The following is a 25,073-nucleotide window of genomic DNA, read 5'->3' as shown; positions in this document are numbered from 1 at the left end:
AGTTAAGCTTGGTCAACCATGTTGCTCAACGCTGCTATTTCAGCTTGTGAGGTATGTTACTTCTAACGCTATTTATATTTTACTTTGAGGGCGTCTAGTGAAAACGGATACAAACAATGATTTTAGCTATTCTTCGCTAGGCGTTTGGCGCAAAATATTTATCGCCCTGATCTGGATTAGCACCAGCATATTCACATCTGGCGCCCTAGTTTGGTTGCTCTATCCTGAGATTATGCAAACCGAGTTGGGGTTTTCGCCTCAGCTATTACTCGGTTTAACAATTTGGTTTTTGTTTACCGCAATTTGGGCAACTTGGGCTATATGTAAACGAAAGAGCAAACACTTAGTTGTGCTGGCTGTGCTGCAGTTATTTCCTTGGTTTAATCTGTTATCTGCGGCGTTCTTTTTCCAAAGCTACAAAACCAGCAAATTTGAACGACAGCAACTAGATTTAGAAAAAAACGACGAGTGATAATACCATTCCTATTAATTTGTTGGTCTTTATTAGTCGTATCTAAAATTGCTTAGATCAAGGAAAAAATCGCAGTTACTAGTTGACCTAATGACAAGACTTTTGACGCTGATATAAGTGATTGTAGTCGGCTAGACTGACTAAATAATTATCAGGACTGGTATAAACTCTGGGCTAACAATTTAAGCTCAGCACTGGATTTTAGTATCTATCAATTTGCTGCGTATAGATTGCAGACTCAAAGGTTAATTATGAATATAGATAAAGCGAAAAAACGCATCGCGAAACACGTCAAAAAGGGTTTTCATGGCTACCCGCAGATCGAAATTATTTATGAAGGACAATCCGATGACTGTGCAAGCGCGGTTTTGCTTCAGTTTACGTTGCAAGAAGGCGATGTTGCTCAAGAACAACGCTTTGCCTGTCAAGGCGATGCTAGACATGATGAGCAAATCCAAACCACCTTATTGAAGGTGATAGAACGCGCTGGTGCAGTAAGCGTATTAGAAGCTGAAGCGATAAAAATTGTTTAAGGCAAAAAGCACCAACTAATAGGCTAAACAGACAAGGATGAAATCAATCGCAATGAGCGTGTACACCAAACAAATTTCAACGGACGAAATAGATGATTTGCTTACTGTTTTCGATCAGTACATGGTGTTTTATCAGCAGCGCTCAGATCCGGCCAAATATAAACGCTATTTAAGTGAGCGTCTAAGCAATCAAGAGGCCACTGTATTTATTGCGTATAACCCAAAACATGAGCCCGTGGGCTTTGTCTTAAACTATCATTGCTTCTCGTCGGTATCGTTGGGTAAAGTGATCGTCTTAAATGATTTGTTTGTTATTGAGTCACATCGCCAGCAAGGCATCGCCAATCGATTAATTGATTGCGCTATCGATTTAGCGAAATCCACAGGGTCTATTCGTGTCGATCTGTCGACAGCAAAAACGAACTCAACTGCCCAGGCGCTCTATGAAAAGCTCGGTTTTGTTAAAGACCAAGATTATTTGAACTATAGCCTAGCGACGATAGATTAGGCTGCATCGATAAAAGAACAAGGACAGCCAATGGGGCGCGGAACCCAACAGCGTATAGCCAGTGTTGCGTTGGTTGTAGACAACTATGACGACGCCATAGAATTCTATACCAACAAGCTTAAATTTGAGCTGCTTGAAGACACCGACTTAGGCGCTGGAAAACGATGGGTTTTGATTGCCCCCCAAAACAGCAGCGGTAGTAGTATTTTACTTGCGCAAGCCAAAAATGAAGTCGAATCCCAAGCTGTTGGCAATCAGACCGGTGGCCGAGTATTTTTGTTTTTAGAAACTGACGACTTTTGGACTGACTACGAGTCGATGTGCGAGAGGGGAGTCGCGTTTAACGAAGCCCCTCGTGTTGAAAGCTATGGCACTGTCGTTGTCTTTCAGGATTTATATGGCAACAAGTGGGATCTACTACAATTCAATCCTCCCTCTTAACGCTCGACTAGTCCGGCTGTTGTTTTAGATCTTTAGCGCAGCTTAACTGTAGTTCAAGCTGTATTTTACTTGGACAAAGTCATTTGCAAACGCTGTAGCTTGCGCGTGCTCAAGCTTGATATCTTGGTTCGTCTTTGCGAAAAGTGGAATACCTTCACCGATTAATATCGGTAGTTGAGTAATCGTCATCTCATCGATAAGTTGTAGGTTTATAAAGGCCTGTATAGTATTTCCACCATCGACATAGGCATGTTTATGACCGTCTTTATCAAGTTGGGTGATTAAGTCCTTTAGGTCACCAGAATACATTTCTACTTTGTCTTTAAGGCTGTCAGGTGCAGATGTAAGTGTGTTACTAAGCACTATAATTCGGGTATCCCCATAAGGCCACTGCTCCGCTGTCAGCTCCATGGCGGCAATGCTTTGCATACATTTACGGCCCATAATCATGCAATCAATTGACGCCATGTAGTCGCCAAAGCCCATATCTGCGTGTTCGCCTAAGTCAGCTTCTGGTTTACCAGTAGTATGCAGCCAGTCAACGCTGCCGTCGGTTTTAGCAATAAAGCCATCTAAACTAGCGGCGATGTATACAGAACATTTCATGTCAGCTCTCTTCAGTGAAAAATGTAGTGGGAACCCACCGGATTATTGTGCCGGCAGCAAAATATAAATACCTAGCTAAGATACTAGTTCTGATAATGATGAAATCCAATCGTTAGTTGTTTTAGTTTTGATTCGCCTGCCGTTTGCCCAAAATGCGTATCAAAGCAAAAAACCAGCTTATCTGTTTCTGACTACCACCAAGGTACGATTGAAGCTATCACGAATCTAGGACAAGCTAATGCGATAGTATTTGCGCACTGGCCAAACAAGCCAAGATTTTTAGTGTTTTAAGTATGAGACACTAAGGTTTTGGTTTTAGGAGATTTTATCAGCTGCAGGCATAATACCTAAGTATTTAGAAAACGAAGCTAGATTGTGAATTGGGCGCGCAGGGAAGGGTTGCCAGTCTATATTCTTCTGAGGACAAAGGAGTGTTGAACATTGAGCCAGCAAGAAGTCCAAGCCAAACTTGAACGTTGGGCGTCAGCATTTGCAGATCTAACAACCGCTAATATATGTGCTTTGTACGATGATAATGCCTCGTTATGGGGCACTGTATCGTCGAGAAAACGCGATAGTCCTGAATTGATCAAGGACTACTTTAGCCAGATCTTCACCTTTGAGGATCGACAAGTTCAGATTAACAGTAGCGACATCCGTATTTTTGGTAATGTGGCCATTTGTAATGGTTTATACACCTTGCATTGGAACAAGGATGGAAAAACACTCACAACCTCAGCTAGGTTTAGCATCGTTTATCGTAAACAAAACCGTGGTTGGCTGATTGTTGAACATCACTCCTCGGCTGTGCCCACGGAGCTTTAATCCCTAAGGTCACATTTGCAGTTAGAGCTTTACATTTTTGTGAGCGAATAAGAGATAACTTTTGACAGATTCAAAGCCAGACATCGACCCAAACCTGTGCCCGCTATGCAACAAAGATAATCGCTGTGCAAGTCAACTGTCTCAAGCGCAAGCGCTAGATTGCTGGTGTCAATCGCCACAAATCGAATTTACCCAAGCCATGCTTAGCCAAGTGCCTCAAGATGCAAAAAACAAAGCCTGTATTTGTCAGGCTTGCGCTATATCACTAAGCCAACTCACCAGTCTCTAGTCTTCGTCAGCTTGCTCTATTCGGCAAGCCAACAATTGTTGGGTGTTTAACATCAGTGATTGCGTGTTCTCAACTAAGAATTCAATTTTGCTCTCACTTTGAGGCTCTGACGCTGACCTTGGTGTCATCATTGGATGTACGTTCTGCGATAGTTCATCGTTAATGCGGTTAAGGCTTAGCAAGCCTGTTTGAGTGATAATCACTGCCTTTAGACGCAAACTTGCTGTTTTTGTTAGAAGTTCAGTGATCTGTTGACTATCAAAAACATATCGTTTGTCAAAACGCCATGAGTTGGACTTTACCCCATCATGCTGACTTTCTTGCTCCATATAGCCAACTGAATTTATGGGGCTAGCTTTGGGGACACTCGCCTCAGCTTGCTTGCTAGCTAAGCCGAGGGCTAGTGGGTTCGATTGGGTTTGAATGGCACTAAACTCTGGCTTTGCTATGCTTTTGCTAGCAGTTGTTACCGCAAATTGTTCATACCTTAATGCGGCGTTTCGAGTGACAAGTAGTTCTACGGTTCCCAATTTACTATTGCTCTCACGTAAGCGCTTCAGGTTTTCAAAATCTGTGTCGCTGTAAAGCTCAGATTTGTTCGCTAGCAATAGGTCTGCGACCTGTAATTGCTGCTGATAAATGTCATTTTCTAAATAGCGGGGATCGCTGAGCTGGCGCGCATCGAGAACAGTTATAACAGCTTTTAGGTCTAACACGCCTTGGTAGTGACCACTGGTAAGTGCCTTTACCACTTGCTTGGGATGACCAATGCCACTGGGTTCAATGATCAGTCGGTCAGGCTTTGATCGCTTGAGCAATTGATTGAGAGCAACCGGTAGCATGAGGGCTGCACTGCAACACATGCAGCCACCGGCAATTTCTTGAATAAACACACCGTGCTCTTCACTGCAATTGGCGGCAAATAAGCTGCCATCGATTCCTAATTCGCCAAATTCATTGACCAGAATAGCCCAAGTTTCATGTTCGGGTTTTTGCTTTAACAGCTCGATAATCACTGAAGTTTTACCGACTCCAAGAAATCCGGTCAGCATATGTGTTGGAATTGAAGATAGAATTTTCAAGGCCTTGTTTCTTTGGTCTTCGAAGTTAGCTCGAGTCTAACAAACCGTGGTTGTTTTCGGCAAAAAAAGACGCTTCATTTCTGAAGCGCCAAAACGTGATTGGAAGGTGGGAGGTTTATCCTTTCACTGCGCCAGCGGTAAGACCGGCTATAAGTTGTCGAGAGGTTATAATGAATAGAATGAGCAAAGGTAATACTGCAATTGCAGCGCCAGCACTAATCGCACCCCAAGGAACCTGACCGGTACCTTGCAACGCACGCAGCGCGAGCGGAATAGTGAACATTTTCATATCGTTCATCACAACCAACGGCTGCATAAAGTTGTTCCACGAACCAATAAACGTGATCAGACCAAGTGTTCCAACTGCGGGTGTAATTAAGGGCACGATCACGCGCCAATAAATACCAAATTCGCTGCAACCGTCCATTCGCGCCGCTTCCACTAATTCGCGTGGTATCGCGCTTGAGATGTATTGACGCATCAAAAATATACCCATAGCCCCACAAGCCGCTGGAATGATGAGCGCTTTAGGGTCATTCATCCAACCAATAGCCGACATGATCATGGTGGTTGGGATCATACCTAGAAATGGCGGTAGCATTAGGGTGGCCATGACCATCGCAAATAACACTTCTTTAAAACGGAACTCGAAAATTGCAAATGCATAGCCAGCCATGGAGCAAAGAAGCAAGTTGGCAATAGTGACAGCAATAGCCACAAAAAAGCTCAAACCTAAGTTATGCCAAAAATAGGGCAGCCGTTCGATAAGAATAGCAAAATTCTCTGCCAGTGCATCGCCGAAGAACATAGGTGGCGGCACCGACAATATTGACGAGTTGTCATGTGTTGCATAAACAAACATGAAGTAGAAGGGGGCTAGCATAATAACCGCACCAAATGCGATGCAAATGTAGGCTGTGATATGCGATTTGCTTAGTTTATTGTGCATGGCAGCTTAGTCCTTTGATCCAAGAAGTTTGGTATTAATCCAAGTAAGACCTGCGATAACCATAAATAGAATCCATGATATTGCTGAGGCAGTACCAAAATCGCTTTCAGTGAAGGCTGTAATGTACATGTGCATCGCAGCTGTTTTGCCTGCTTGCTCAAGGCCACCCGTGCCGCCAGTGATGATGAATGGTTCTTCAAACAACTGCAGATTTCCGATGATGGTTAAGGTGACGGCTAAAAACATCATCGGTTTTAGCATGGGTAAGGTGATGTACCAAAACTGTTGCAGGCGTCTTGCACCGTCAATGGTAGCCGCTTCGTACAAGTCTTTAGGTATGGTTTGCATGGCAGCCAAATAAAGCACTGTATTCCAGCCGACATAGCGCCAGAACACCACAAAAGAAATCATCGGTTTGGTGTATTCCGGGCGCTGCCAATCGACATTTTCGGTTGGGAATAACCAAGCTAATGGTTGAAACTCGCCAATACTAAAGTTTCCAATACTCGTCAGTACTAAGTTGATCACCCCAAAGTCTCTGGAAAACAAACTGGTGAACACCAATGCAATTGCTACCGAAGAGGTGATATAAGGTACAAAGTACACGCCAACAACGCTGTTGCGCATCTTTGTTAGTGAGCTATGGATAAAATATGCCAGTGGAATGGCTAAAACGTGTTGGGGGATGCCAGAGGCAAATGCTATCCAAAAAGTGTTGTAGATACTGGTATGAAACCATTCGTCGGTTAAGGCAAAAGTGTAGTTTTCCCAACCAATCCATTCCATTGCACCCAAGCCGTCAACTGGATCCCAAGCATGAAAGGATAAGTAAATAGAGAACAGCATGGGAAATAAGCCGAAAATAAAAAACAAGATGAAAAACGGGCTAATGAACATATACGGCGCCGCTTTATAGGCTTTAGCTCCGAAAAGCTTACGTAAAAGTCCCTGCCGGTACTTCATTTCGAGTGGTTTGGGTTGGTTGGCAACTACGCTTGGCATCTAAAGCTCCAGATCGTATAGGGTCGAACAAAGAGGGTCAGTAGGTAGGCCCAAAAGACCTACCATTTACTTATACTTCTACTTGCGACGAGCACGGCGTTTAAGCAATTTGGCGGCATCCGCCAACGCTTTATCCACAGCAACATCACGTTCAAGTACTGATTCGAGCGCATCTGCAATCACTTGCTTGGCCACGGGGTCAAGTTTATTCACGGATATTGCTGGAATTTGAGCGGCAGCTTCTTTGTATTGAAGACGTGCTTTTTGCCCTCCTAAGTAAGGCAAAGGTTGGTCAAAGAAAGGCCCATCTTGCGCTTCAATCAACGCTGGAAAAGCATCAATTTCTTCAAATGCAAGTAACTGCATTTCTTTATTGGTCGTCATAAAGGTAATGAACTCCCAAGCCTCTGCTTGGTGTTCGGTCGACTTTGGAATAGCGTAGTAAGAACCACCCCAGCTGGCCCAAGAATCGTTGGGTAGATTTGCTGTTGCCCAATCACCTGCGCTATCAGGAGCAATCCAGTTGGCTAAATGGCCACCTAGCCATGCGCCCATAAACTCAACTGCTATATCGCCACGGCGAAGCCCTTCAGACCATTCGTTGCTCCATGCTGCAATTTTTCCATCAAGTCCTGCTTCTCGAGCTTTTTTTGCTAGGCGGAAGGCTTCTTGAAAACGCTCGCTTTCAACTAAAATTTCGCCCTCAGCGTCAAAGTAGACGCCACCGCCGTCTTCAATGCCGGAACGAATAACAATGTCTACAATATTTTGAACATTAGACATCATGTACTGGCCGGTCACTTCGCGAACCTTTACCCCTGCTTCAATAAAGGAGTCCCAGTCTTTGGTTAAGTCTTCTACACTTACACCGGCTTTTTCCATGATGTCGCTGCGGTAAAACATGGCTCCTGGACCGATATCAGCGGGCATACCTGACAGTTGTCCTTTTTCACCAGCAGCAAGCGGTACCGCAAATGGAGAAAATTTGGCTTCTATCTCACCTGAGTTAAATGGTGCCTGGCGCAAGTCATAGAGCCCTGAAGAGTTTGCAAAGCGACCCATGTAGTCGGCCTCAACACCCATCACATCGGGAAGGTTGGAGTTGGTTGCAAGTGCCGTCGTCATCGCGTTGTGATGGTCATTGTAAGCCAATGAAACCAACTTGATTTCGACGTCTGGATTAATCTTTTTGTACAGGGGAATTGCCGCTGTTACAGCCGCATCAAAGCTTGGAAATGACGCGACGGTAAGGGTTATCTTCTCAGCCCAAGCGGTGTTTGCTGATAGCGCCATCATGGTGGCACCAGCTATCAATGTAAGTTTACGAGTTTGCATTCAATTGCTCCTAGTAGGTGTACTTTCTATCGGGTTAATCCCTGACTAATCATTATTTTGGTACTTATGCCTGCGCGAGAATGACCTTGTCTTGATGGTCAAAAAGGTGCATGCGGTCTTCATCAAAGTAGAGACGAAGGGTTTCGCCTTCCTTGGTGTTTAAATGCTCAGAAGTAGCAACTTCGGCGACAAAGCGATCGTCCCCTATGGTGCAATGTAAATGGTAGGTTGAACCGAGCAGCTCTTGGCTATTGAGCAGAGCTTCAAGAGAATGGACCGTCGGTGCATCGACACTGCTTTCTTGAAGATGAAGGTCACTGGGCCGAATACCAAAGTTGCAATGTGTTTCACTGCAGCTGAATTGAGCTTTGGTAGAAATAGACTGGTTGCCAAGTGCAATTTGCTGACTAGAAGTAAGCTCAGCACTAAGCTGGTTCATCTCAGGACTGCCAATAAAGCTGGCTACAAAACGATTGTTGGGTTTTTCGAAAATTTGCTTAGGCGTACCTATTTGCTCAATGATCCCACCGTTAAGGATGACAATTCGGTCCGCTAGTGTCATTGCTTCAACTTGGTCGTGGGTGACGTAAATAGTGGTGGTCCCCAGCTTTTGATGCAGGGCTTTTATTTCAGCGCGCATTTGACCGCGTAACTTAGCGTCAAGATTGGATAGAGGTTCATCAAATAGAAAGACTTCAGGCGTACGAACCATGGCTCTGCCCATCGCTACGCGTTGACGTTGCCCACCAGAGAGGGCTTTAGGCTTACGATCAAGTAGCGGTGTTAGTTCTAACATATCGGATGCGTATTTAACGCGTTCTTCAATAAGAGCCTTATCAACCCGGCCAATTTTCAGACTAAAAGCAATGTTTTCACGTACGGTCATATGGGGGTACAAAGCATAGCTTTGGAATACCATAGCGATGTTACGTTCGATGGGGTGAAGGTCATTTACGAGCGTGTCACCAATGTATATTTCGCCACCTGATATCTCTTCAAGGCCGGCGAGCATTCGCAATGTGGTTGACTTCCCACAACCAGATGGCCCTAAGAGAACAACGAATTCCCCATCTTTAATTTCTAGATCAAACGATTTAACTACTTCTGTTTGACCATAGCGTTTTTGTAGGTTCTTAAACGTGACTTGCGCCATGCAGTCCTCCGCGAGTTACTTGGGTGTGGTTACCGTTAACATTTGCCGTTACGCTATGCTTTATTTTTTGTTCTCACAAATGTTTAGACGTAAAGATATGATAGGGATCTCAAAAAATTACACTTAAAACAGCATTGTTAAAAGGGTTGTTATAAAACGTAAAAGCTAGCAAGCAATTTCAAGGATAGTATTTAACCACAATAGATACGGTTAGGTGTGAACGAAAAACACCATGCAAATGTTATCGTTAACAGCGCGTTTTAACCCGTTTTGAGAAAGGAATTGTGATGGTTATTTATAGGAAACTTATTGGCGTTTTTTTTGCGATTGGCTTTAGTGGATCAATCTCAGCTCAAGAGCTACCACACTTGCGACAATATGAAGCCGACACTCGGGTCTTGCTTGGAGCTGCGTTGGAATCAAAGCATTTGGAAGATGCTCAATTTGCTAGCAGCTTGCAGCAACACTTTGGACAATTGAGTTTTGAAAACGAATTGAAATGGGAAAGCGTGCACCCTGAACCTGATCGTTTCGATTTTTCGGGCCCGGATAAAATAGTTGAATTTGCCCAAGCTAATCAAATGGAACTGCGAGGCCATACATTGGTTTGGCATATCCAGAACCCTGAATGGTTATTGGATGCGCAGTGGACTCGGGATTCACTTTTGTTAGCTTTAGAGCAACATATTCACTCGGTAGTGGGACGATACAAGGGAAAGATTAAGTATTGGGATGTTGTGAATGAAGCTTTTGATGACCAAGGCGGCTATAGAGATACGATTTGGTATCAAGTCATTGGGCCTGATTATATAAGTAAAGCTTTCCAATACGCTCACGCTGCTGATCCTGAGGCATTATTGTTCTACAACGATTATTCAACAGAGGGGATGAGCCCGAAAGCGAACGCTGTATATCGGCTTGTTAATGAACTATTAGACCAAGGTGTTCCTATTCATGGTGTCGGTACTCAAGCTCACTTTGATGGTCGTTACCCGCTTAGTCGTGGGCCGATGGCTAAAAACATTGAGCGTTTTAGAGAGCTAGGATTAACGTTTCACTTTACCGAAGTTGATGTGCGAATCGCTGATTCAGCCGGGGTAAGCGCCTTAGACAAACAGGCTGAGATTTATCAAGAATTGATCGAGTTCGCACTGCACTATGACAATATAGACGTCATGACAATGTGGGGTGTGAGCGACAAGTACTCATGGATCCCAAGTTGGTTTAAGGGACAGGGGCGAGCGTTAATTTTAGATGAAAACTTTCAATCCAAGCCGGCTTTCGATGCTATTGCAGAGCAGTTAGACTCTTTTGTGAATGGTCAATTCAGCTTTCGTGAAACTCAGACCGATGCAAATGCTCCTCGATATTTTCATCCTTTTGTTGCTAATCGTTTAAGCAGTGAAATGCAGCTTGATGGCAAGTTGGAAAAGTGGGGCAATGCCCGTTTTTATCCTTTTGCCTACAATCAACTAGGGGGAGTGAAACAGGTCCCAGGCTTGGATGACGACCTGTCCGGTCGCTGGGCGATTAGTTACTTTGGTAACCGTATTTATGGGCGGGTAGAACGCCGTGATGATTTAGATTTCAGCCGAGCACGCAGTGATATGCATGAAAATGACCAGATAGAAGTATTTGTGCAACTGAAGCAGCAGTTTTATCAATTGCGTGCCTTGCTCGAACAAGACTTCGCTAAACATGCGTTTCCTGGACGCGCTCATGGACAATGGTTTGATGACAATCGTGTGTTTGAATTTGAAATTGTGGTTCAAGATCTTGAAGAACTTGCCGGCGAAAATATTGGCTTTAGTATCGCATTATCTGATTTAGACCAAGCTGGTGGTTCGCGGCACTTGCAGTTGTATCCAGTACCTGGGAAAAACATGGGCTGGCAAGGCGAAGGTTTTGCTGAGTTGTATTTTCCTGCGCAAAACCGTGAATTGTCATCAACGATAAATGCTAGACCGATGACTTTTATCGCATCAGAACTGACACAGAGCCCCTCTATCGACAAACATAAACGCAGTTTGTGGCGCGAAGCTAATTTATATCCCTTAGGATTTAACCTTAGTCATCGATACGATCAAAGCTTAAACGCGGTTGACCTCAGGGCTAGATGGCAGCTAGCTCACAAAGACAATCGACTGTTCCTAAGCGTACTTCAAGAAAAGCTCGACCCATCACTGTACTTAAAAGACAGCACCATTGTTTTAGCATGGTCTGACGGCAATCAGGTTCAGAGTCGGGAGCTCGCCTTTTCAGATCAGGTTTTGGAAATAGAGTTAGGGCACGGGCGTTGGTTAAAAGGGCAATGGAGCGACGACGCGAGTCGCTTGGAAGCTCAACTAGTACTGGCTGACAACGAGACACTGCCTTCACAAATCCCATGGAATATTGAATTACGGCATAAGAATTGGCGTTTATCGCCGGTAACAGGAGAAGCACAAAGCTTGATTACCGATAACTTGAGTTTATTAAGTCTCATGTAAAGCTGTTTGAAGAACACATGTGCCTTGAGCTGCATCTACTGTTCGTTGTTATAGGGTGGTTCAAGGTCATAGCCTGCTTAGTTAAAGCAGTACAGAATTTCAAACGGGTCATGAGATGAGAAATTCATTTAAATGATCAATCGTAAAATAACTCCATTAACGTTAATCAAGTCATCAATCTAGATTGAGATAATCAAGTTTCAATCTCTTGAGCTTCACAAGTTAACGTTAGCTTGTATCCAAAATGCTAGCCCCGAGCCCACGTCAGCCAATTATGCCCTCCATGGGCTAAAGCTTACTAGCGTCGTTGTCGACCGAAAAAATCCCCTTATAGGTACTTCTACAACAGCCCAAAGGATTCTTTGGTAAAGCCATTTATCAACAAACTTGAGTTTAAGATTAAGAAAATTTCCGAACAGGATTTATGAAGCGTAAAAGAAATTTATGCCTTGTTCTTACTCACAGTATTTAGGTGGAAGTTAACAAATACGCAATAAATTCGTCGTTTACATCACAAAAATATATAGCGAAAAGCAAAGTGTGTTGACAGTGACTTGTCGAAGTTTAATGTAGGAAACCGGTCGCGCAACCGGTTTTCTGAGTAAGATGTCGTCAGAAAGCATGAACTTTAAAATAAACGTACCCTGATAACGCTAAAATGAAATGGATATTTATTATGACAATGTTAAAAAATATAGGCTCGTTAATGTTAATAGCATCGCTGTGTTCTGGTGTTGCATATGCGGAAGAAAAACCAGTTGTAGGCTTGATAATGAAGTCTCTGGCGAATGAGTTTTTTAGGGATATGCTCGAAGGGACTAAAGAGCATGAGAAAAGCAGAGGCGACTACGTTCTGAAAGCTGTCGGCATGCAAAATGAAACCGACTTTCAATCTCAAATAAACGCGGTAGAAAACTTTATCACGCAAGAGGTCGATATTATTGTAGTTGCACCTGCTGATTCTCGCGCGATGATTCGTCCTCTTAAAAAAGCAATCGAAGCCGGTATCGTTGTTATTAACTTTGATGTGTCTTTAGATGCAGACGCAAAGAAAAAGCAAAACTTAGAATTGGCGTTTGTGGGACCCGACAATCGCAGTGGAGCAAAATTGGCAGGGGTAGCTTTAGCTAACAAACTGGGAGCAGGTGGCAAAGTAGTCATTATTGAAGGTAACCCAGGTGCTGACAATGCGATTGAGCGTAAAAAAGGGTTTATGGATGCAATTGAAGAACATGACCTAGAGCTTCTCGCTAGCAGCACAGCACATTGGGAAACAGAAGAAGCAAACTCTGTATTTTCTAATATGTTGACTGCAAATCCTGATATTCAAGGTGTTATGGCAGCCAATGATTCAATGGCAATTGGCGTTATTAAAGCCTTAGAAGCCGCTGGTCGAGCGAAGGATATTCAAGTTGTGGCTTTTGATAACATTCCCGCGGTTGGCCCAATGCTTGCCGACGGACGCCTACTTGCAACCGTTGACCAGTTTGGTAGAGATATGGCAGCAAATGCTATTGAGAAAGGACTAGCCGTTCACCGTGGCGGGCCCGAGCTTAGCGGTTGGATTAAAACTGATATAAAACTTGTTGAAGCAAGTAAATAGCAGAACATTAGCGACTTGCATGGGATCGATTGAGCTGTGTAAGTCGCAAGGACAGAATGTAAGCAATTAAGATGTTTTAAGGGTTAGTTATGTTGGCAGCATCTATAGAAACATTAGCTACAAGCAAAGAAAATAATGACTCAAGAATTCTTAGTGTTAAAAACCTTTGTAAAAACTTTGGTGGGGTAAAAGCCCTTCAGGGTGTCAATTTCGATCTTGTTAAAGGGGAGACCCATGCCTTGGTCGGAGAAAATGGAGCTGGAAAATCAACGCTTACCAAAATTCTCACTGGTGTTTACCATTACGATGATGGTGACATTATCTTGAAAGACAACATTTACAAGCCAAACTCACCTAAATCGGCTAAACAATCTGGCATTCAAGTTGTCCATCAAGAGTTTAATTTACTGACCTATCTAAGTATTGCAGAGAATATTTGTTTTGAGTCCCTTCCAAAAACCAAACTGGGGACCTTGGACAAAAAAAAGATGCATCAACGTGCCCGTCTGGCAATGGATACCGTAGGTCTTGGCGATATTGAGGTGACCACAAAAATTAGTGAACTAGGCATTGCACATCGCCAACTTGTTGAGATAGCCAGAGCTTTAGAATTCAAAAGCGACATTTTAATTCTCGACGAACCGACCGCAACATTGACACAGCGAGAAGTTGAGAAACTCTTCACCATTCTAGAAAAAATTAAGCACAGTGGGGTCACTGTTGTCTTTATTTCACACCATCTTAATGAAGTTTTTAATATATGTGACCGCGTTACTATTTTTAGAAATGGAAAAACAATCACCACTAAAGAGATTAAGGACACCAATCCCCAAGATGTCGTGAGTTTGATGGTAGGTAAAGCCCTAGAGCAAGTAATGGCCCAACAATCCAATCAAAAGCATTTTGGGTCAATTGCCCTCGAAGTAAAAAATCTAGTCATTCCTCAATCCCCAAATGCCGAAGGCATTAACTTCTGTGTGCGCAAAGGTGAGATCGTAGGAATCGCTGGACTAGTCGGGGCGGGGCGTACGGAGATTTTACGCACCATTTTTGCTCTTCAAGAGAAAATCAGTGGACAGGTACTTATTGATGGCCTTCCGGTTGAGTTCAAAAACCCCCGCGATGCGGTCAATGCAAGGCTCGCCTTCGTAACCGAAGACCGCAAAGACGAAGGTTTGATTTTGGATATGTCAATAGCGACTAATAGCTCATTGGCAAGTATTTCTCAGGTTTCTAATGCGGGTCTAATGGATTTTGAAAAAGAAAATCAGTTGGCCGCTGATTTTGCCAAAAAACTTGGATTGAGATTTGGAAAACTTAAAGACAATGTTGCAAGTTTGTCGGGGGGAAACCAACAAAAGGTAGTCCTAGCAAAATGGCTCTCGACAAACCCCAAGTTGCTCATGTTAGACGAGCCTACACGAGGTGTTGACGTCGGTGCAAAGGCCGAAATTTATTCGATTTTACGTAGTTTAGCTCTTGATGGTATGGCGCTAATTGTTGTGTCCTCAGAACTTCCGGAATTAATGACACTTTGCGACCGCATCCTTGTTTTATCTAACCATCAAGTGACTGGTGAGCTTGAGCAGCAAAGCTTTAGCCAAGAAGAAATACTCCAATTAGCATACAAGAATATGTGATAAGGCGACAACAAATGCAAAGTGAAATGAAAATTGATATGCCAGCCCAACACAAGAAAATGTCATTGAAAGCGATAGTTCGTGATGCAGGGATTGGAATAGCGCTGTTAGTGTTAATTTTAATCTTTTCGATAACGACCGAACACTTTTTAGCGCCCAATAATATAACCAACATTCTTACTCAAATTACAATCAATCTAATCTTAGCTGTAGGTCTTACCTTTGTGATTCTTATTGCCGGAATCGACCTTTCTGTCGGGTCGGTTTTAGCATTTGCATGCGTAGTTGCAGGAAAAGTTATAACCATCGAAGGGCTAGATGCTAATACTGCAATTTTTCTGGCAGTTATTGCGTCCTTGCTTGCAGGAACCTTGTGTGGCCTTTTAAATGGTTTGATCAGTGCTTATTGGGGCTTGCCTTCATTTATAATCACGCTTGGTATGCTGAATATTGCTCGAGGAGGAGCCCTACATATTTCTGAAGCCCAGACTATTTATTCATTCCCTGAACAATTCAATGATTTTGGTTCCGCCTCACTATTTGGTATTCCAGTGGTGTTCTTGGTGGCTCTGCTACTGGTCGGTATTGCTGGGTTTGTTCTCCACAAAACAGTTTTTGGCAGAATGATATATGGAATTGGAAACAATGAGGAAGCTGTTCGCTTAGCGGGTCATCCGGTATTTTGGTACAAAGTTATGGCGTATACCATTTGTGGTTTAATGGCTGGTATTGCGGGCATTGTATATATGGCAAGGCTTAACATTTCAAGCCCAATTGCGGGTATTGGTTTCGAACTTAATGCAATCGCTGCAGTTATAATCGGGGGTACTAGCCTTATGGGCGGACGGGGCAGTGTTTATGGAACCTTACTGGGCGCATTTATCATTGGTGTCCTAGCCAATGGTCTAATTTTATTAGGCCTAAATGACTTCATGCGACAGATGATAACAGGGGTGGTCATCATTGTTGCCGTCGTCTTAGATCACTATCGAGAGAAGATGACGACGGGGTCTTAGTTTTTGTATAACGTTAATGCGGCAAGTTGAAGCAGCTTGCCTTATAATTTTGCTTCGTTTCAAACACCACCCTAGTTCGTGTTAGCATTAACTGAATTTTACGCTTTAAGTCATGGTGTAGAGTTGGGGTCAATGAATCAGAATCGGGCTGACTTTGTTCTGATTGATATAGCTAAATACAAGCTGATAATGCTTTATTGGTTTGAAAGTTAACGATAACAAAGGGAATTAGAGTGGCAGCAATCCTTGACGTAGCAAAACTAGCTGGAGTATCAAAATCTACGGTTTCGCATGTTCTCAATAATACGCGTTTTGTTTCCAGTGAAACTCAGCGTAAAGTCAAAGAAGCTGCGGAAGCTCTTCACTACCAACCAAGTGTTGTTGCCAGAAGCTTAAAGGTCAAAACGACCAAAAGTTTAGGCATGATAGTAACCTCAACAGACAATCCCTTTTACGCCGAAATAATAAGTGCAGCACAAAAATATTGCCATGAAATAGGCTATGACTTAATTCTCTGTAACACCGAAAAAAATCCAATAAAAACTAAATCATACATTCAGGTTCTCAGTCAGAGGCAAGTAGACGGAATACTTGTTCTGTGCACCACTTATGACGATGTCACATTTTCAACAATTGCAGGACAGAAAAAGTTACCAATGGTGGTTCTCGATTCAGGCCCTACGGTTAAGTACATTGATAAAATTCAAGACCATTCTTACCGAGGTGGACTCATTGCCACTGAGCATCTAATTAACTTAGGTCATACTCGAATTGCCCACATTGGAGGACCTGAAAACAAACTACCGGCAAAGCAACGTTTCGATGGCTATTGTCAGGCTTTACGCGATGCAAGCTTACCCATAAATCGCGATTTGGTTATCGAATCCGACCTTGAATGTGAAGGCGGGGCCGCGGCGATTAAAAAACTGTTGAGCCTTCGTGAACCTCCGTCAGCTGTATTTGTGGCTAATGATGTCATGGCGATGGCAGCAATTAGTGTTGCGTCTCAAATGGGGTTACGTATCCCTGAAGATTTATCGATAGTGGGTTACGATAATATTTCGCTTTCAGAGTATTTCAATCCCCCGTTAACTACAGTGAATCAACATATTTCTGAGTTGGCTGAGCTGGCGGTCAAAACACTTATCAAGAGAATCTTGGGTTCATCTGAAACCGAAACAGTGGTTATGATCGAGCCTAACTTAGTGGTTCGGCAGTCGACATGCGAATTCAAAGCCTAAGCATAATTTCCAGTTGTGAATTGCGATTTTGTAATTACAGTTTCTTATTGATTTGACCAAAACCTGAAACTGAGCTCTGAACTGTAAACCTTGGTTAGTAGTGTTTGTCTATTGATTGAGCCTTAGCCTTTTGTCAATGGCAGACCTTATCGATTCTAAGTAAACAACACTTAGTTTAAGCTTAGCATCAGCAATTTCTCCTCTGTAACATCAAAGCGCGCTAAAAATCACTCTCTTAATTTGAGAACCGTGTCCACTATGGTGCGTGTTAGCACTGTTCAGGAGCAGTTCAACACATTGATAGCGTAAATTCTGCACCCTTTTGTAGAAAAAAATGGTTAATAACACCGCAAAATAGACTATTTAAACAATAATTGTTAAAAAAACACACCTCTTTGTAGGTAAATGTGAAATTTATGGAACGCCAGTTGCAAAGTGTGATGTAGGTCTACTTTTTCAGCGCATATAAAGCGTTGAGTTTTAAACATAAGGAAGTGTTGCTATGTCATATTTAGCCCCCGCAGAGTTTGTTACAAAGATGGTTGACGCCGGTGAATCCAAAATATTTATGTCCACTCGAGACACCTTAATTCGTGCATTTATGGCTGGCGCTATCTTAGCCTTAGCTGCAGTATTTGCGATTACCGTTTCTGTGCAAACGGGGTCGTTTTTAGCCGGTTCAATTTTATTCCCGGTTGGTTTTTGCATGTTGTACCTGATGGGATTTGATTTGCTAACTGGGGTTTTTGTATTGGCACCTTTAGCCTTACTAGATAAACGCCCTGGGGTAACGGTTAATGGCGTATTGCGTAATTGGGGATTAGTATTTGTAGGTAACTTTGCCGGCGCACTAACGGTTGCGTTTATTATGGCCTTTGTATTTACCTACGGCTTCTCGATTGAACCGGGTGCTGTTGGCCAGAAAATAGCAGGGGTAGGTGAAGCGCGTACCTTGGGCTATGCGGAGTATGGATTTGCAGGTTGGATGACAATCTTTTTCCGTGGCGTGTTGTGTAACTGGATGGTTTCCATGGGTGTTGTTGGAGCAATGATTTCAACCAATGTAAGTGGCAAAGTTATCGCAATGTGGATGCCTATTATGTTGTTCTTCTATATGGCATTTGAGCACTCTGTTGTAAACATGTTCTTGTTCCCATCAGGCATGATCATGGGTGGTGACTTTTCAGTTATGGATTACCTCGTTTGGAACGAAATTCCAACCGTATTAGGTAACTTAGTGGGTGGTTTGGCATTTACTGGCTTAACGCTTTATACCACGCATGTACGCACTGCGCCGAAGCGCGTTGCTAAAACTTCGGCCCCAATTAACGCTAAAACGGCCTAAGGTTGATAGCCCACGTGTAGCGTGGGCTTTGTCATTATGCCGATAGAAACGCAACTTAAAGTTGTTTCAGGTCACTATAGCGTGGCCGGTCGTAAAGCAAGTAATCAAGATTATGTTGATTGTTATCGGCCTAAACCCTTGGCTGCCAGTATTAAGGGGTTAAGCTGGGCTATTGCAGATGGCGTGAGTAGTAGTGAGTATTCCGCTATTGCAAGCCAATGTTGTGTCGAGGATTTTTTCGACGACTATTACGCCACTTCTCCAAGCTCAAGTATTCAAAGTTCTGCTAAAAGTGCCTTACAAGCGGTTAATGCTCGCCTATACGCTCGCTCTCAAGAAGGGCCGGGTCGTTATCAAAGTGATCGGGGTTACGTTTGTACTTTTAGTGGCTTGGTACTTCATGAACGCTCTGCCTATTGGTTCCACGTTGGTGATTCGCGCATTTATCGGATTCGCGCTGGCGCCATTGAACAATTAACCCATGATCACCGAGTATGGGAGTCTTCCGAACAAAGCTATCTTAGCCGTGCAATGGGTTGTGACTTACAGCTCACGATAGACAGCGATAGTTGTGCAATTGAAGTCGGTGATACCTTTGTTCTTGCCACCGACGGCGTATATGAGTTTCTGGATCTAGCGCAACATATCCAAACCTTAGAAAACACAACTAAAGACATCGAGCAACTTGCCCAAACTTTGGTTAATTTGGCCGTTGATAACGGTAGCGATGACAATTTGAGCTTGCAGATCATCAAAGTTAAGTCTGTTCCTGCTAGTGCTGCACGTCGGTTTATAGACGATCTTAATCAGCTAGAAATTCCCCCGGTGCTAGAAACACCTTGCGAATTTGACGGCTATAAAATTATCAAGAAACTGTATAGCAGTGCTCGAAGTCATGTTTACTTGACACAGTTAGCCGACGATGAGAAAAGTCCCCTTTTGGTGCTAAAAGCACCATCTATAGAGCAAGAAAATGACCCTGAACATCTAGAGCGTTTGGTACTTGAAGAGTGGCTTGCGCGCAAAGTCAGTAATAAATATGTGCAGAGTGCTCCTAGTTTAAATCACCAACGTAACTATCTTTACGTGGTGTTGGAATATGTAACGGGTCAGAGTTTAGCGCAGTGGATGCGCGATCACCCTGAGCCTAAGCTTGAGCAAGTTCGTGACATTATTGAGCAAGTTGCTTGGGGGCTGCAGTCCTTGCACAGATCTCAAATACTGCATCAAGATCTTCGGCCTGAGAACATTATTATTGATAAAGACGGGCGAGTAAAAATAATCGATCTGGGCGCTGCATATGTATCAGGCGTCAGTGATGCTATGAATTCTACATGCGCAAATCAAATAAACGGCAGTGTTCAGTATACGGCGCCTGAGTATTTTCTCGGGGAACCCGGTGGAGTAAATGCGGATCTATTCTCCTTGGCAGTTATTTGCTATCAAATGTTGAGTGCGCGTCTGCCATATGGTGCACAAGTCCCAAAAAGCCGTACCCGTGCAGCGCAAAACAAACTGGCGTATGTATCGGTACTTGATGACGAACGAGAAATTCCTATCTGGGTTGACGAAACCCTGCGCAAAGCCTTGCATCCGAAACCTAACCATCGTTATCAAGAGATATCAGAGTTTCTGCTTGAACTTCGCCAACCCAGCGAAGACTTTCTGAAACGTAAACATTTGCCGATTATGGAGCGCAATCCGCTGTTGTTCTGGAAATGTACCAGCTTAGGTTTAGCCCTAGCGCTTGTGTATTTACTGACTAATTAAACTAATTTTTTTTTAAACTTAGATAAGGATATCGGAATGACCATCAATGAAATTAGCCAAAAGCTACTAGATGCGAAATATCGCAGCAAACTCAGTTTCGCTCAAATTGGAGAAGCTATTGGGCGAGATGAGATTTGGATAGCTGCGCTTTGCTACGGCCAGGCCAGTGCCAATGAAACCGAAGCTAAGCATGTCTTGGGCGTATTGGGGTTGAGCTTGGACTTGTTCCCGTCATTGTGCCAAAGCCAATCTAAGGGTCTTGGCCCAAGTGTACCTACCGATCCCTTGATTTATCGCTTTTACGAAATTATGCAGGTTTATGGCTATCCCATGAAAGCCATCATCCATGAAAAGTTTGGCGATGGCATCATGAGCGCAATTGATTTCACAATGGCAATCGACAAAGTTGAAGACCCAAAAGGAGATAGGGTAAAAGTTACCTTTGACGGCAAGTTTTTACCGTATAAAAAATGGTAATCACTGACGCTCGTCTAGTTGAGACCGCTAAATTTGGAATCCATTGGGTTTGCTCACCATCCAATGGTATCCCCGCGCCAATCGATAAAACTGAGCTCACCATTGGCTGGACTTAGTTTCACGATTAACAACAATTGTTTTGCAAGATCACTGGCCAAGCGTAATTGACCCTTCTTTAGTCGGCTTTGATAAGGACGACTCAGAGGAGAGTCGATAGTTCCGGGATGAAAACTAATTAAGCTTAGATGTTTATGGGTTCTAGCAAATTCAATCGCTGCAGTTTTTAAGGCCATGTTCAGCGCCGCCTTGGCTGCTCGATAGCTATACCAGCCACCTAAGTTATTATCGGAAATACTGCCCACTCTAGCGTTGAACACCACGATTGTGGTCCTTTGTTGGGGAGAAATTTGTAGAATGACCTGTTGTAGCGCAAGTAGAGGAATAGCACAATTAATTGTCATGCTTTGCAAAAAACTATCACAATTAAACTCGCTTAATGATTTTTCGGCACGCTTGGTTGTCGATTGCAACTGACCATTACAAATGAATACGCCGACGATGTTTTGGTCGCGGTAATCCTTTATCCACTGGCTAAGAGATTGTTCATCGTATTGGGATTGGGTCCAGTGAACTTGAGCTATGTTTAATTTATCGGGACAACTTGAGCGCGATATTACGATGACTTTTATCGAAGAGTCTTGCTCAATTAATTCACTGATAATTGCTTGGGCTATGGTGCTGCTGCCCCCAACAACTACATAATGTTTTACGTGTTGTTGACGATGAAATGCTTGTACAGATCGCAAGGTTAGCCTTGTTGTTATCGGATTGCTTTCGATTACTAACGGCGTAACAAGCCATAAAGATCATAGCGCGCAGCCGACAAACGCTGTTGCTATCAATTTAGGTTTATACCAAACGATTTAACGTTGTAAGGCCAAATTAAGCTGACGCATTAAGCTTTCGATCAACTGTTTGTTACCATTTTCTTCACCCAAGGCTTTGGTGGAGCCTCGAACCACAATACTGTTGGCAAGCTTTTGATGTTGATCTAAGCTTGGTTCGCTGATTTGATTAAGCAATAAGCGAACGCTTTGCCGACCCAGTTCACCAGAATCTTGAGTAATCGTTGTTAAAGGAGGGTGGTAAAAAGCACAGTCATCTTGATTATCAAAACCGACTACCGAGATATCGTGCGGTACTTGCAGCCCTCGGTCTGATATAGCACGCAGTACACCAAGACTCATTTGGTCGTTGCCAACCAATATTGCGCTTAGTGAGTTCCCTTGAGATAACAAACGTGACGCGCAGTCATACCCGCTTTGAGCATCCCAAGCACCGTTGAGAACCATTGTTGGTTCAATATTCGCTTCGGTTAGCGCTTGTCTCCAACCATGTAAACGAAGCTCACAAACACGGATTTGATCAGGCCCATTTATAATTGCGATATCTCTATGACCCAAATCTAATAGGTGCTTTGCAGCTAAGTACGCGCCTTGGCTTTGATCATGATTAATCTGACTGGCATTAAGGTTGGGATCTGCATCTAAGAATACACACGGGATTGACAAGTTTAGCTGTTTAAATTCCTCTGTGCTCATGTGGGTAGCTAAAGAATTGATGATAATACCGTCTACCCGCTGTTCGACCAACTCGTTAACAGCGCGCACGCAGCTTTGGTGATCGGTTCCGTCCATTACCGATACGGCTAGACTATAGCCATGCTGCTGTGCTTGGTCTTTAATGCCGGCCATGATCGCCGATATAGTATGTAAGGAAATATCAATGGAAGCAAAGCCAATACTTAGTATCTTTTTACCCGCTAGCTGTTGTGCTAAACGATTGGGTACATAGTTAAGCTCAGCGATCGCTTTTTCTACTTTAACTCGAGTTTCAGCGGCTACTTTCCCTGCATTGTTAACAACGCGAGCTACGGTTTGGTGTGAAACTCCCGCCCGAGTAGCAACATCTTTCAAAGTAACGCTATGACCTGAATTCAAGTAAATTCCCTCATCTGTTGAATGCTAAAAAGAGCCGCGAATTTAGACCTTAAATCCGCAGCTCACTGATTCTACCGAAGAGTTATTCCTGCATCCACAAGATGTTACTAACGCAGCGCGGATAATAGAGGCTGCCTATAGGCTTACCCGAGCTAAACTGGTCACAACAAGCGCTGGCAGCTGCACCAATTTGCTGCCACCTTACGTGTGCGTTATCAGCCAGTTGACTGTTGTTGCTTAGATCTAGCCCTAATATTTGACGGGCAACATACTGATTCAAAAATATCTTACTAGCCCAAGAATTATCAGCGGTTGAGCTGAGCTTCCAAGCACCATCTGGATATAAACAAATACCTGAATCGAGTACAGACTGCAGATGACGTTTTAGGGTGCTGACATACGCACCATATGGACCTTTTTCATCTACGGCGTCGAATAAGCCCATTTCATAAGGATACACAAGGGCTTCAACGGCCGGAATAATTGCGCTTTGATTTCCATTTTCTAAAACTGCAGGGATAAAACCTAAGGTTTCATCAAAACTGTTACTTAGTAGCTCACTAGACATTAGAGCTGCGTTCTTAGCTTGAACCGAACTTATATTATCGCCAAGTTTGGTAAAAATTTGCTCTAAGGCCAAGTAAGAGGCCCAGGCTTTGCCAGCCAAATAGATGTTCGCGCGGGCTTGTCCGAGGCTATGATCTAGTGAATCGTAGGTGGTTATCTCGCCACCACCTTGGGTTCTAGACGATTCAAAACTCATGATCCCGTTACGCTTATCTGCTACTGGATGATCGCGATTCAAAAGAGATTGCAGGCAATCTTTGAGTACTCCCTGATGACGTTTTAAAAAATTGTAATCTTGAGTTTTGTGACCATATACACCACAGCAAAGGACCCAATTTGTGAGTTGCTCATAGGTCATGTGGCTAAAACAAATGCGATCTAATCCAGAAATTTCATATGAACTTACGCCGTTTGAACTCCAATTATTGCTAACCCCCATGTCGTGGGTGAAGCTTACGCCTCCTTCAAGTAATTGCTCAGGTTCTTCTGGAGAAAATATTTTGTCGTAGTAGCGATAATGATTTACAAAGTGCTCTAAGGTGTTTTTAACTGTCCAGGGGTTTAGCTTAAGCTCAAAAAATAACATGTCGACAGTTAAATCCAAGGTGTTCATCATCAGGTATTCACCTTCATTGACCACCCATACCGACTTACCAGCTTCAACTAACCATTGAGTCGAACCGTAATAACTATGCGTTGCGTGGGCAACCAAAAACTGTTGGTCAGGACTTAAATTGCTTTGCTCAAGCTCGAGATCTTTGCTGCGAGTGACTGCCAGTGCAGTGTCAAAATTTTCTATGGCATCAATCAAGACTGAATTTAGATTGGCGAAGTGAGTGGTATAGTAATACTGCATTTTACGATTGAAGGTTGCATTTCCCTCTTTATAAACGCCTAAAACAATATCTATTGTTTTACTTTGGCCGGCAGGAATTGTGAATTTGAGACCAGCGCAGGGACCAAGACCAAAATTCTCAGTATCACCTAGGCCGGATAAAGAACTTGCGATTGAGAAGTGACTAAAACTACTCACATTGTTACTGTTACTTGCAAGTCCTAGTTCATCTTTAGCGCTAACCCCAACCATTTGTCCTGGTTGTTGAATTGCATTCCAGCGTAAGTCCTCTCCCTGAAGAGCAAAAAAACCGACCCATTCATGGTCGCTGGGGTTATTTACAGTGAGTTGCGCGTATACAGCAGGGCGGCATGCGTTTTTTAATTCACCATCATTGGCTATTTCGGGCTCTGGAATACTAAAGAATGGTGATAGTATTTTAAGCTCTAGATTTTGAGCCACAAACCGATCACTTGACCATTTAAGTTCACGCTGACTCAGCTCTAGAATATGTTCTTGGCTGCTATTAGCTCCAGCATCTTGAACATAGCGTTCGCTTTGACTACAAGCGCCTTTAAAGAAAGGCAGCTGATGAATCGTACCATGATCATCTTGATAACCAATGTGAACGTTACCAGGATAGGGAGTGCCTAATTCTAGACCTAAGCCGCCTTGTTCACCTTGGGCTCCCAAAGTAAAACTTGCAAGAGCCCCCATAGGGGAGTGGTGGGCATGGAAGTAGTTTGAATGCTGTGACATGATTTCTCCATATTAGCGGTAACATTAATTGGTCTAATTACCATTAGTAGTTAATTTAAACGCCTATTTAGTAATTGAATCACTAAGTGTTAGCGTTAACATTGAGCTTCTTCACGTTTTTAAGAATTAGCTTAGA

General features: G+C 43.3%; 23 protein-coding genes. 14 read left to right on the top strand and 9 right to left on the bottom strand.

Translation table 11 applies throughout. From position 1 onward, the window contains the following. Positions 1-97: 97 nt before the first annotated feature. The 4 genes from DBZ36_RS07760 (at position 98) to DBZ36_RS07745 (ending at position 1,954) form a co-directional block, all read left to right on the top strand. Positions 98-472 carry a hypothetical protein gene (locus tag DBZ36_RS07760; protein WP_120354330.1) on the top strand — a complete coding sequence of 125 codons (375 nt, stop codon included), beginning with the start codon at positions 98-100 and terminating at the stop codon, positions 470-472. A gap of 251 nt (positions 473-723) precedes the next feature. Further along, positions 724-1,005: a hypothetical protein gene (locus DBZ36_RS07755; protein WP_120354329.1), complete on the top strand. Its 282-nt coding sequence runs from the start codon at positions 724-726 to the stop codon at positions 1,003-1,005. A 52-nt stretch (positions 1,006-1,057) separates the two neighbouring features. Continuing rightward, on the top strand, positions 1,058-1,513 hold the full coding sequence (locus DBZ36_RS07750) for a GNAT family N-acetyltransferase (RefSeq protein ID WP_199711803.1): 456 nt from the start codon (positions 1,058-1,060) through the stop codon (positions 1,511-1,513). A 30-nt stretch (positions 1,514-1,543) separates the two neighbouring features. Then, entirely contained in the window at positions 1,544-1,954 is a 411-nt protein-coding gene (locus DBZ36_RS07745; protein ID WP_120354328.1) for a VOC family protein, read from the top strand. A 42-nt stretch (positions 1,955-1,996) separates the two neighbouring features. Here DBZ36_RS07745 and DBZ36_RS07740 read toward each other — a convergent pair whose 3' ends face one another. Beyond that, positions 1,997-2,560: a dihydrofolate reductase family protein gene (locus DBZ36_RS07740; protein WP_120354327.1), complete on the bottom strand. Its 564-nt coding sequence runs from the start codon at positions 2,558-2,560 to the stop codon at positions 1,997-1,999. A gap of 441 nt (positions 2,561-3,001) precedes the next feature. On the opposite strand from DBZ36_RS07740, the gene DBZ36_RS07735 reads away from it, so the two are divergent. Next, positions 3,002-3,385 carry an SgcJ/EcaC family oxidoreductase gene (locus tag DBZ36_RS07735; RefSeq protein ID WP_120354326.1) on the top strand — a complete coding sequence of 128 codons (384 nt, stop codon included), beginning with the start codon at positions 3,002-3,004 and terminating at the stop codon, positions 3,383-3,385. A 61-nt stretch (positions 3,386-3,446) separates the two neighbouring features. After that, the gene (locus tag DBZ36_RS07730; protein ID WP_120354325.1) at positions 3,447-3,674 is read left to right on the top strand and encodes a cysteine-rich CWC family protein; all 228 of its coding nucleotides are present in this window, start codon (positions 3,447-3,449) and stop codon (positions 3,672-3,674) included. Here the strand turns inward: DBZ36_RS07730 and DBZ36_RS07725 are convergent. The 5 genes from DBZ36_RS07725 to DBZ36_RS07705 form a co-directional block, all read right to left on the bottom strand. After that, complete coding sequence (locus DBZ36_RS07725) at positions 3,671-4,756, bottom strand: CobW family GTP-binding protein (protein WP_147395010.1); 1,086 nt, start codon at positions 4,754-4,756, stop codon at positions 3,671-3,673. The genes DBZ36_RS07730 and DBZ36_RS07725 overlap by 4 nt on opposite strands. Before the next feature lie 115 nt (positions 4,757-4,871). After that, positions 4,872-5,705: a carbohydrate ABC transporter permease gene (locus DBZ36_RS07720; RefSeq protein ID WP_120354323.1), complete on the bottom strand. Its 834-nt coding sequence runs from the start codon at positions 5,703-5,705 to the stop codon at positions 4,872-4,874. Between the two features lie 6 nt (positions 5,706-5,711). Next, on the bottom strand, positions 5,712-6,707 hold the full coding sequence (locus tag DBZ36_RS07715; RefSeq protein ID WP_199711802.1) for a carbohydrate ABC transporter permease: 996 nt from the start codon (positions 6,705-6,707) through the stop codon (positions 5,712-5,714). A 78-nt stretch (positions 6,708-6,785) separates the two neighbouring features. After that, positions 6,786-8,042: an ABC transporter substrate-binding protein gene (locus DBZ36_RS07710; protein WP_120354322.1), complete on the bottom strand. Its 1,257-nt coding sequence runs from the start codon at positions 8,040-8,042 to the stop codon at positions 6,786-6,788. Positions 8,043-8,106: 64 nt separating this feature from the next. Continuing rightward, the gene (locus tag DBZ36_RS07705; protein ID WP_120354321.1) at positions 8,107-9,195 is read right to left on the bottom strand and encodes an ABC transporter ATP-binding protein; all 1,089 of its coding nucleotides are present in this window, start codon (positions 9,193-9,195) and stop codon (positions 8,107-8,109) included. Between the two features lie 287 nt (positions 9,196-9,482). Between DBZ36_RS07705 and DBZ36_RS07700 the strand changes: the two genes are divergently transcribed. From DBZ36_RS07700 to cynS, 8 genes are all read left to right on the top strand, one after another. After that, positions 9,483-11,684, top strand: coding sequence for an endo-1,4-beta-xylanase (locus tag DBZ36_RS07700; RefSeq protein ID WP_120354320.1), 2,202 nt, complete (start codon positions 9,483-9,485; stop codon positions 11,682-11,684). A 676-nt stretch (positions 11,685-12,360) separates the two neighbouring features. Then, positions 12,361-13,287: a sugar ABC transporter substrate-binding protein gene (locus DBZ36_RS07695; protein ID WP_120354319.1), complete on the top strand. Its 927-nt coding sequence runs from the start codon at positions 12,361-12,363 to the stop codon at positions 13,285-13,287. Positions 13,288-13,376: 89 nt separating this feature from the next. Continuing rightward, positions 13,377-14,927 carry a sugar ABC transporter ATP-binding protein gene (locus tag DBZ36_RS07690; RefSeq protein ID WP_120354318.1) on the top strand — a complete coding sequence of 517 codons (1,551 nt, stop codon included), beginning with the start codon at positions 13,377-13,379 and terminating at the stop codon, positions 14,925-14,927. 14 nt (positions 14,928-14,941) lie between these two features. Further along, positions 14,942-15,943 carry an ABC transporter permease gene (locus DBZ36_RS07685; protein ID WP_120354317.1) on the top strand — a complete coding sequence of 334 codons (1,002 nt, stop codon included), beginning with the start codon at positions 14,942-14,944 and terminating at the stop codon, positions 15,941-15,943. A gap of 233 nt (positions 15,944-16,176) precedes the next feature. Next, complete coding sequence (locus DBZ36_RS07680; RefSeq protein ID WP_120354316.1) at positions 16,177-17,184, top strand: LacI family DNA-binding transcriptional regulator; 1,008 nt, start codon at positions 16,177-16,179, stop codon at positions 17,182-17,184. A 502-nt stretch (positions 17,185-17,686) separates the two neighbouring features. After that, complete coding sequence (locus DBZ36_RS07675) at positions 17,687-18,529, top strand: formate/nitrite transporter family protein (RefSeq protein WP_120354315.1); 843 nt, start codon at positions 17,687-17,689, stop codon at positions 18,527-18,529. A 36-nt stretch (positions 18,530-18,565) separates the two neighbouring features. Next, on the top strand, positions 18,566-20,299 hold the full coding sequence (locus tag DBZ36_RS07670) for a bifunctional protein-serine/threonine kinase/phosphatase (RefSeq protein WP_233558102.1): 1,734 nt from the start codon (positions 18,566-18,568) through the stop codon (positions 20,297-20,299). A gap of 36 nt (positions 20,300-20,335) precedes the next feature. Next, positions 20,336-20,776, top strand: a complete 441-nt coding sequence (cynS, locus tag DBZ36_RS07665; protein ID WP_120354314.1) for a cyanase — start codon at positions 20,336-20,338, stop codon at positions 20,774-20,776. A 53-nt stretch (positions 20,777-20,829) separates the two neighbouring features. Here cynS and DBZ36_RS07660 read toward each other — a convergent pair whose 3' ends face one another. The 3 genes from DBZ36_RS07660 to DBZ36_RS07650 form a co-directional block, all read right to left on the bottom strand. Continuing rightward, positions 20,830-21,582: an SDR family NAD(P)-dependent oxidoreductase gene (locus DBZ36_RS07660; protein WP_158589046.1), complete on the bottom strand. Its 753-nt coding sequence runs from the start codon at positions 21,580-21,582 to the stop codon at positions 20,830-20,832. A 117-nt stretch (positions 21,583-21,699) separates the two neighbouring features. Further along, complete coding sequence (locus tag DBZ36_RS07655; RefSeq protein WP_158589045.1) at positions 21,700-22,776, bottom strand: LacI family DNA-binding transcriptional regulator; 1,077 nt, start codon at positions 22,774-22,776, stop codon at positions 21,700-21,702. Between the two features lie 82 nt (positions 22,777-22,858). Next, positions 22,859-24,937, bottom strand: coding sequence for a glycoside hydrolase family 52 protein (locus DBZ36_RS07650; protein WP_120354311.1), 2,079 nt, complete (start codon positions 24,935-24,937; stop codon positions 22,859-22,861). Between the last annotated feature and the right edge of the window lie 136 nt (positions 24,938-25,073).

The sequence above is a fragment of the Alginatibacterium sediminis genome (genome assembly GCF_003610775.1).
In the GTDB taxonomy this organism is placed as follows: Bacteria; Pseudomonadota; Gammaproteobacteria; order Enterobacterales; family Celerinatantimonadaceae; genus Alginatibacterium; species Alginatibacterium sediminis.
The sequence above is the reverse complement of the archived record's forward strand: the minus strand, read 5'-3'. Positions and strand labels throughout refer to the sequence as shown.

What these genes read in the sequence shown, in the direction of transcription:
- DBZ36_RS07755 (WP_120354329.1), top strand. Translation starts at nt 724, where the DNA reads ATGAATATAGATAAAGCGAAAAAACGCATCGCGAAACACGTCAAAAAG.
- DBZ36_RS07700 (WP_120354320.1), top strand. Translation starts at nt 9,483, where the DNA reads ATGGTTATTTATAGGAAACTTATTGGCGTTTTTTTTGCGATTGGCTTT.
- DBZ36_RS07750 (WP_199711803.1), top strand. Translation starts at nt 1,058, where the DNA reads ATGAGCGTGTACACCAAACAAATTTCAACGGACGAAATAGATGATTTG.
- DBZ36_RS07685 (WP_120354317.1), top strand. Translation starts at nt 14,942, where the DNA reads ATGCAAAGTGAAATGAAAATTGATATGCCAGCCCAACACAAGAAAATG.
- DBZ36_RS07710 (WP_120354322.1), bottom strand. Translation starts at nt 8,042, where the DNA reads ATGCAAACTCGTAAACTTACATTGATAGCTGGTGCCACCATGATGGCG.
- DBZ36_RS07705 (WP_120354321.1), bottom strand. Translation starts at nt 9,195, where the DNA reads ATGGCGCAAGTCACGTTTAAGAACCTACAAAAACGCTATGGTCAAACA.
- cynS (WP_120354314.1), top strand. Translation starts at nt 20,336, where the DNA reads ATGACCATCAATGAAATTAGCCAAAAGCTACTAGATGCGAAATATCGC.
- DBZ36_RS07745 (WP_120354328.1), top strand. Translation starts at nt 1,544, where the DNA reads ATGGGGCGCGGAACCCAACAGCGTATAGCCAGTGTTGCGTTGGTTGTA.
- DBZ36_RS07695 (WP_120354319.1), top strand. Translation starts at nt 12,361, where the DNA reads ATGACAATGTTAAAAAATATAGGCTCGTTAATGTTAATAGCATCGCTG.
- DBZ36_RS07690 (WP_120354318.1), top strand. Translation starts at nt 13,377, where the DNA reads ATGTTGGCAGCATCTATAGAAACATTAGCTACAAGCAAAGAAAATAAT.
- DBZ36_RS07740 (WP_120354327.1), bottom strand. Translation starts at nt 2,560, where the DNA reads ATGAAATGTTCTGTATACATCGCCGCTAGTTTAGATGGCTTTATTGCT.
- DBZ36_RS07675 (WP_120354315.1), top strand. Translation starts at nt 17,687, where the DNA reads ATGTCATATTTAGCCCCCGCAGAGTTTGTTACAAAGATGGTTGACGCC.
- DBZ36_RS07720 (WP_120354323.1), bottom strand. Translation starts at nt 5,705, where the DNA reads ATGCACAATAAACTAAGCAAATCGCATATCACAGCCTACATTTGCATC.
- DBZ36_RS07715 (WP_199711802.1), bottom strand. Translation starts at nt 6,707, where the DNA reads ATGCCAAGCGTAGTTGCCAACCAACCCAAACCACTCGAAATGAAGTAC.
- DBZ36_RS07650 (WP_120354311.1), bottom strand. Translation starts at nt 24,937, where the DNA reads ATGTCACAGCATTCAAACTACTTCCATGCCCACCACTCCCCTATGGGG.
- DBZ36_RS07670 (WP_233558102.1), top strand. Translation starts at nt 18,566, where the DNA reads ATGCCGATAGAAACGCAACTTAAAGTTGTTTCAGGTCACTATAGCGTG.